General features: G+C 32.6%; 1 pseudogene. It reads left to right on the top strand.

The features are described 5' to 3' along the window. Nucleotides 1–267 (top strand): annotated as a pseudogene (locus tag ACNQ0T_RS24340) (capsular biosynthesis protein); the annotation flags it as partial.

Below are 267 nucleotides of genomic sequence, written 5' to 3'. Positions count from 1 at the left end.
CCTTTCGTTTTAATTTTTTATATCCAGATATTTCTACTGACTGCGATGGTTATCTTGAAGTATTCATAGGGAAAGGGGAAAACTGGTCTTTTGCAAAACCTAAATCCGCCACGTCAAATGAGATAATTGAAACCGCGGAAAAGAAAGCAATCTCCAACTTATGCAGTACAGGTTTATATTTCTTTAAAGAAAAATCTTTTTTCCTTGATTCGTTTTATGAATATAGCGAAAAACCTTTAAATCAATGGGATAAAGGAGAACTATATA

Source organism: Enterobacter cloacae complex sp.6700776 (genome assembly GCF_048284255.1).
Classification (GTDB): Bacteria; Pseudomonadota; Gammaproteobacteria; order Enterobacterales; family Enterobacteriaceae; genus Enterobacter; species Enterobacter intestinihominis.
Note: the sequence above shows the minus strand (reverse complement) of the source record. Positions and strands in the feature narration are given on the sequence as shown.